This is a genomic window from Pseudomonas sp. EU05-FHT14B02 (assembly GCF_058791055.1).
The window spans coordinates 241,489-248,439 of the sequence record NZ_JBYTDD010000005.1; the positions used below are offsets into that span (position 1 = coordinate 241,489).

Here is a 6,951-nt window from a genome sequence, read left to right on the forward strand (position 1 = left end):
ATCAAGCATCCAGTAGCACACGGGCAATGGTTTGGAGTTTACGGGTGAGCGGCCCAACCGGCCAGTGAAGAGCAGCATAGGCGCGCACCGGCCAGACACCATACACGCTGTTGCAGACAAAGACTTCGTCAGCCCATTGCAGCTGTTCGAGGGGGATATCGGTGATTTGCGTGGGAATTCCCAGCGACTTGGCCTGAAACAATATTTCTGCACGCATCACGCCTGCCACGCCGCAACGCTTGAGGTCAGCTGTGATGAGCACACCATCACGCACCAGGAACAAGTTGCTGAACACGCCTTCAATTACGCGCCCGGCCTGATCGAGCATCAAGCCTTCGGCATGCTCGGTGTCCTGCCATTCGGCACGGGCGAGGACTTGCTCAAGACGATTAAGGTGCTTGAGGCCGGCCAGTAATGGCTGCCTGGACAATCGCGTGACGCAAGGAAACAAACGAACACCCTGCTCACCGTGCGCGGCAGGGTAAGCCACAGGTGGGCTGCCTTGCACAATGCGTCGGGCCTGGGCCGAAGGATCGGGGGCATAACCGCGCAGACCGTCGCCACGGGTGAGTATGATCTTGAGCACCCCGTCACCCAGTGCCGCGGCGTAGGCCAGCAGTTCGCTGCGGATCAGCTCATGCTCGGCTGTTATCGCCAGGCGCGAACAGCCATCCGCCAGGCGCGACAGATGCCGGTCCAGCAACACGGGCTGACCGCTGCGCACGGCGATGGTTTCGAACAGACCATCGCCATAAGCCAGGCCGCGATCCTTCAGCGACAAAGCGTCAGCCGGCTGACCGTCGACCCAGCTGTCCATCAGCCTGCGAACCGACGGAACACCAGCGAACCGTTGGTGCCGCCAAAACCGAAGGAGTTGGAAACGACCACATCGATATCCATGTTGCGCGCCGTGTGCGGCACAAAATCGAGATCGCAGCCTTCGTCCGGTTCATCGAGGTTGATGGTCGGCGGCGCTACCTGACTGTTTATTGCCAACACGCTGAAGATCGCCTCGACCGCGCCCGCCGCCCCCAGCAGGTGACCGGTCATGGACTTGGTGGAACTGACGGCCAGCTTGTAGGCGTGCTCGCCGAATACCGACTTGATCGCGTTGACTTCGGCCAGGTCGCCTGCAGGAGTCGATGTGCCGTGGGCGTTGATGTACTGCACTTGATCGCCATTGATTTTGGCATCGCGCAGCGCATTGGTGATGCAGCGCGCAGCACCCGCACCATCGGCTGGCGGCGAGGTCATGTGGTAGGCATCGCCACTGGTGCCAAAGCCGATCAGCTCGGCGTAGATGGTCGCGCCACGCGCCTTGGCGTGCTCGAGTTCTTCCAGTACCAGCGCACCGGCACCATTGGACAATACGAAGCCATCGCGACCCTTGTCCCATGGACGGCTCGCGCGGGCCGGCTCGTCGTTGCGGGTCGACAGCGCGCGGGAAGCACCGAAGCCGCCCATGCCCAGACCGCAGGCCGCCATCTCGGCGCCGCCGGCAATCATCACGTCAGCTTCGTCGTACATGATGTTGCGAGCTGCCATGCCAATGCAGTGTGTACCGGTGGTACAGGCCGTGGCGATGGCGTAGTTGGGTCCCTGTGCACCGAGGTGGATGGACAGGAAACCGGAAATCATATTGATGATCGAGCCTGGCACGAAGAACGGAGAAATCCGTCGTGGGCCGGTCTCGTGCAGCGTGCGGGCGGTTTCTTCGATATTGGTCAGACCGCCAATACCCGAGCCCATGGCCACGCCGATACGCTCACGGTTGGCGTCAGTGACTTCCAGACCGGCATTACGTACCGCCTGAAAACCTGCGGCCAGACCGTATTGAATGAACAGGTCGAGCTTGCGGGCTTCCTTGACCGACAGGTATTCCTCGACATTGAAGTCCTTTACCGAGCCGCCAAAACGGGTGGAATAGGCAGAAAGGTCGGTGTGTTCGATCAGACCAATGCCACTGCGGCCAGCCAGAATGCCCTGCCAACTGCTTGGCACATCCGTGCCCAGTGGCGACAACATACCCATACCGGTGACTACGACGCGTCTACGCGACACAGCACTCTCCTTTTTTCAAATGACGACTTTGCATCAGGCCTAAAGAAAAAACCGCACGCCATGATGGCAGTGCGGTTTTTCCATGACAGCGAGCAACGATTACAAACTATTACGCCTGATGGCTAGTAACGTAGTCGATTGCAGCTTGTACAGTAGTGATCTTCTCGGCTTCTTCGTCAGGGATTTCGGTCTCGAATTCCTCTTCCAGAGCCATCACCAGCTCAACGGTGTCAAGGGAGTCGGCACCCAGGTCTTCAACGAAGGAAGCAGTGTTGACCACTTCTTCTTCTTTAACGCCCAGTTGCTCAGCAACGATTTTCTTGACGCGCTCTTCGATGGTGCTCATACCTTGTTTTCACTCCTAATGGACAAATTCAGGCAGCTGGCCAGTGGGTAAGTGTATAGAAAGGCTTTTCAGCTTTTCAACTGAAAGCTTCACTCCTCGAACCCGGTGACCCTCTGCCTATAAATAGATTGCAGCTTTATAACGGATTTTAGACAGCTCGTATGACATTTTTTTGAAGCAATCCGTCACATTTGAATTACATGTACATCCCGCCGTTCACCGGGATTGTAGCTCCGGTAACGTAAGCCGCACCGTCCGACGCAAGAAAAGCGACCACGGACGCGATCTCTTGAGCCTGCCCCAGACGACCCAGCGGAATCTGCGCCTGCAAGGCTTCACGCTGTGCCTCGGGCAGTTCACGGGTCATATCGGTATCGATGAACCCAGGAGCCACCGAGTTTACCGTAATCGAACGCGAACCGACCTCGCGCGCCAGAGCACGGCTGAAACCTTCCAGACCGGCCTTGGCGGCAGCGTAGTTTACTTGGCCTGCGTTGCCCATGGCACCCACAACCGAGCCAATACTGATAATTCGACCCCAACGAGCTTTGGTCATGCCGCGCAAAACGCCCTTGGACAGGCGGAACAGACTGTTCAGATTGGTATCGACAACGTCGTGCCACTCGTCGTCTTTCATGCGCATCATCAGGTTATCGCGGGTGATACCGGCATTATTGACCAGAATCGCCGGCGCACCGAACTGCTCCTGAATGCTCGCCAGAACACTTGCCACGGACTCGTCGCTGGTGACGTTGAGTTCCAGGCCAGTGCCCTGAATACCGTTTTCCTTCAGGGTTGCGGCAATGCGCTCAGCACCCGACGCGGAGGTCGCGGTACCAACAACGATGGCGCCCTGACGACCCAGTTCCAGGGCGATAGCCTGGCCGATGCCACGGCTTGCACCGGTGACCAGTGCAACTTTACCTTGCAGACTCATGCAAGCTTCTCCTGATTCAGGCCAACGCTGCACGGGCGGCAGCGAAAGCGTCTGGGGTATTGAGGTTGGATGTCGACACGCCTTCGGCGCAACGCTTGTTCAGACCGGCCAGCACTTTACCAGGACCACACTCGACCAGATTGGTCGCGCCCTTGGCGGCCAGTGCCTGGACCGATTCAACCCAGCGTACTGGCTTGTACAGTTGCTCGAGCAGATCGCGTTTGAGGGTTTCCAGATCGGCCGGCACTTGGGCACTGACGTTCTGCACCACGGGAATCTGCGGTGCCTGCCAGTCGATCGCCGCGATCGATTCGGCGAAACGCTCGGCAGCCGGGCGCATCAGCTCGCAGTGCGACGGCACGCTGACCGGCAACGGCATGGCGCGCTTGGCGCCACGCGCCTTGCAACCTTCGATGGCGCGCTCAACGGCAGCCTTGGCACCAGCGATGACCACTTGGCCCGGCGAGTTGAAATTGACCGCGCTGACCACCTCGCCTTGCGCCGCTTCGGCACAGGCTGCCAGTACGTCGGCATCGTCCAGACCCAGGATGGCGGCCATGCCGCCCTGCCCGGCCGGAACGGCTTCCTGCATCAGCTGGCCACGACGCTCGACGAGCTTCACCGCATCGCCCAGGCTCACACTGCCTGCCGCGACCAGCGCGCTATATTCACCCAGGCTGTGTCCGGCAACGTAAGCCGGGCGCGCACCACCTTCGGCCAGCCACAAACGCCACAGGGCGATAGAGGCGGTCAGAATGGCTGGCTGGGTTTTATCGGTTTGATTGAGTTGCTCTTCCGGCCCTTGCTGGGTCAGTGCCCACAGGTCGTAACCCAGTGCATCGGAAGCTTCTTTGAATGTTTCAAGGACAACTGGATGTTGCGCGCCCAGCTCGGCCAGCATGCCGAGGGACTGCGAACCCTGTCCTGGAAAGACGAATGCGAGGGAAGCAGACATGTAACAAGCCCCTAATGATCTTGTCGTCGGAGAGTTGGCGCCCCGCTTTGGGGACGCAAGAAACTGACAGTTGGATGGCCCATCGAACCAAGCGGTCACATTTAAGCATTGTCCGACGAAAACGCCTAAAGCAACAAATCCTCCAGACGACCGTGCAGGCGCTCGGGAAGATTCTCCTGAATCTCGATCAGGGCTCGCTGAATGGCACTCTGAAACCCCTGGACCCCGGCAGAACCGTGGCTTTTCACCACAATGCCCTGCAAGCCGAGAAAGCTCGCACCGTTGTGCCGGGCAGGCGCCAGATCGGCCTGCAGGCGCTTCATCAACGGTAGTGCAAGCGCACCGACCACGCGAGAGGCCAGGCTCTTCCTGAACAACGCTTCGATGCGCCCGGCAATCATGGTCGCCAGACCTTCGCTGGATTTGAGCAGAATGTTGCCGACAAAACCGTCACACACCACCACATCCGCTTCGCCACGGTACAAACCGTCGCCCTCGATAAAGCCGATGTAATTGATGCCACGGGCGCCTTGCAACAAAGTCGCGGCCAGCTTGACCTGTTGATTGCCCTTGATGTCTTCGGTCCCGATGTTCAGCAACGCCACCCGAGGACGCGCTATGCCCAGGGTCTCGGCCGCAACCGAGCCCATGACCGCAAACTGCAACAGATGCTCGGCACTGCAATCGACGTTGGCGCCCAGGTCGAGCAACTGGCAATAACCCTTTTGTGTCGGAATCGCCGCCACCATGGCCGGTCGGTCAATGCCGGGCAAGGTCTTGAGCACGAACCGCGACAACGCCATCAGCGCACCGGTATTACCGGCACTGACACAAGCCTGGACCTTGCCGTCACGTAACAACTCAAGCGCCACGCGCATCGACGAGTCGGGCTTGCCGCGTAAGGCCTGGGCAGGTTTTTCGTCCATGGTGATGACTTCGGACGCTGGCGTAATCGACAGGCGCGCGCGATCCACAGCCGAATGGCCAGCGATCAATTCTTCAAGAAGGGAGGGTTGACCGACGAGGGTCAGGTGCAGCGAGGGTGTGGCAGACAGGCAAGCAAGACTGGCCTGGACAATGCTGCGGGGACCGAAGTCCCCGCCCATTGCGTCAATCGCGATGACTTGAGCGGACAAGTGATTACTCGTCAGCGCCCTTGTCGATCACTTTACGGCCACGGTATACGCCTTCTGGCGATACGTGGTGACGCAGGTGAACTTCACCGGTGGTTTTTTCTACAGACAGGGTGCTAGCCTCGAGAGCGTCGTGCGAACGGCGCATGTCACGGGCAGAGCGGGATTTTTTGTTCTGCTGAACAGCCATAATTGATTAACTCCTAAACGTTTGGGTCACGCTTTAACTGCGCCAATACACTGAACGGGTTGGACCGCGTTACCTCGTCCTCGCTCGGTTCGGGCTCATCTGCTCCCGCCGGCTGCTGGCATTCTTCCGGATGATGAGCAGGCACAATGGGCAAGGCGAGCAAAAGCTCCTCCTCGATCAGTGACTGCAGATCCAAAGGATCTTCGCCCAGTTCCAGCACGTCATAACCTTTCGGCAACGACTGGGTATTCGCACCCTCCTTCACCACAGCGTAACTGCATTCGCTATGGATCGGCAGGGTGACCAGCTCAAGACATCGCTGGCAAACCATCTTGACTTCAGTGTCGATAAAGCTGTGGATGACCACAGATTTACGTTCATCTCGTTCAAAAACGAATTTAGCCTGCACCGTACCGACGTTGTCGGAAAGCGGGTCGCAGAGTCTCTCCAAATCGGCCAGCAGCATTTCACCTTGAAGGGTGGTGCCACGATCAGCCAATTTGCGCGGGTCAACGTGAGGTGGAATCGGGTCATTCAACATAGGCGCAGCATTATAGGGATGCACCCGCCCATGTCAAAGGAAATTCAGCCCTGTCCGTCACTTGGAAGCCTCGTTAGAATTCGCACACGCCTTATGGAGTTGTGCATGCTGCCTTTATTACTCGCTTCCAGCTCGGCCTATCGCCGGGAATTGCTGACCCGCCTGCAGCTGCCTTTCACTTGCAGCTCGCCGGATATCGACGAAAGCCATCATTCGGGTGAGTCCGCCATTGAGCTGGTCAAGCGCCTCGCTGAAGAGAAAGCGCGCGCCCTGGCCGACAGCCATACCGCTCATCTGATAATCGGATCCGACCAGGTCGCAGTGCTGGGAGAGCGGATTATCGGCAAACCCCACACATTCGATAAAGCCCGGGAACAACTGCTGGCCGCCAGCGGTGCCAGCGTGACGTTCCTCACCGGCCTGGCCCTGTTCAACAGCCAGACAGGGCGCTGCCAGGTCGATTGTGTGCCGTTCACCGTACACATGCGCACACTCGACGCACCTCGCATCGAACGCTACCTGCGCGCCGAACAACCCTACGACTGCGCAGGCAGCTTCAAGGCCGAAGGCCTGGGAGTCAGCCTGTTTCGCAGCACCGAAGGACCTGACGCCACCAGCCTGATCGGCCTGCCGCTGATTCGCCTGATCGACATGCTGTTGACCGAAGGCGTACAGGTTCCCTGAATCCCGATACCAAAAAACCGGCCACGCAGGCTAATGCCGATCAGTTAAGCCCTCTCGCTTGACCTTTGGCCGCAAGAAATCAAAATCCGATGCCTGTACTGGCA

9 protein-coding genes are annotated in these 6,951 nt (G+C 58.8%); 1 reads left to right on the forward strand and 8 read right to left on the reverse strand.

Going from position 1 to position 6,951, the window contains the following annotated elements; translation table 11 throughout:
- Position 1 precedes the first annotated feature (1 nt).
- The 8 genes from pabC to AC3WTM_RS07785 form a co-directional block, all read right to left on the reverse strand.
- Positions 2 to 817, reverse strand: coding sequence for an aminodeoxychorismate lyase (gene pabC / locus AC3WTM_RS07750; protein WP_102671684.1), 816 nt, complete (start codon positions 815 to 817; stop codon positions 2 to 4).
- Positions 817 to 2,061, reverse strand: a complete 1,245-nt coding sequence (fabF, locus tag AC3WTM_RS07755; RefSeq protein ID WP_102671685.1) for a beta-ketoacyl-ACP synthase II — start codon at positions 2,059 to 2,061, stop codon at positions 817 to 819. Before fabF ends, pabC begins: the two co-directional genes overlap by 1 nt.
- A 109-nt stretch (positions 2,062 to 2,170) precedes the next feature.
- The gene (gene acpP / locus AC3WTM_RS07760) at positions 2,171 to 2,407 is read right to left on the reverse strand and encodes an acyl carrier protein (RefSeq protein WP_003175607.1); all 237 of its coding nucleotides are present in this window, start codon (positions 2,405 to 2,407) and stop codon (positions 2,171 to 2,173) included.
- Positions 2,408 to 2,603: 196 nt separating this feature from the next.
- On the reverse strand, positions 2,604 to 3,344 hold the full coding sequence (fabG, locus tag AC3WTM_RS07765; protein ID WP_102671686.1) for a 3-oxoacyl-ACP reductase FabG: 741 nt from the start codon (positions 3,342 to 3,344) through the stop codon (positions 2,604 to 2,606).
- A 16-nt stretch (positions 3,345 to 3,360) separates the two neighbouring features.
- Complete coding sequence (gene fabD / locus AC3WTM_RS07770; RefSeq protein ID WP_102671687.1) at positions 3,361 to 4,299, reverse strand: ACP S-malonyltransferase; 939 nt, start codon at positions 4,297 to 4,299, stop codon at positions 3,361 to 3,363.
- Positions 4,300 to 4,424: 125 nt separating this feature from the next.
- Positions 4,425 to 5,435, reverse strand: a complete 1,011-nt coding sequence (gene plsX / locus AC3WTM_RS07775) for a phosphate acyltransferase PlsX (protein ID WP_102671688.1) — start codon at positions 5,433 to 5,435, stop codon at positions 4,425 to 4,427.
- A 4-nt stretch (positions 5,436 to 5,439) separates the two neighbouring features.
- Entirely contained in the window at positions 5,440 to 5,622 is a 183-nt protein-coding gene (gene rpmF / locus AC3WTM_RS07780) for a 50S ribosomal protein L32 (RefSeq protein WP_003179396.1), read from the reverse strand.
- 13 nt (positions 5,623 to 5,635) lie between these two features.
- Positions 5,636 to 6,163, reverse strand: coding sequence for a YceD family protein (locus AC3WTM_RS07785; protein ID WP_007942001.1), 528 nt, complete (start codon positions 6,161 to 6,163; stop codon positions 5,636 to 5,638).
- A 105-nt stretch (positions 6,164 to 6,268) separates the two neighbouring features.
- On the opposite strand from AC3WTM_RS07785, the gene AC3WTM_RS07790 reads away from it, so the two are divergent.
- Entirely contained in the window at positions 6,269 to 6,847 is a 579-nt protein-coding gene (locus AC3WTM_RS07790) for a Maf family protein (RefSeq protein ID WP_102671689.1), read from the forward strand.
- Positions 6,848 to 6,951 lie beyond the last annotated feature (104 nt).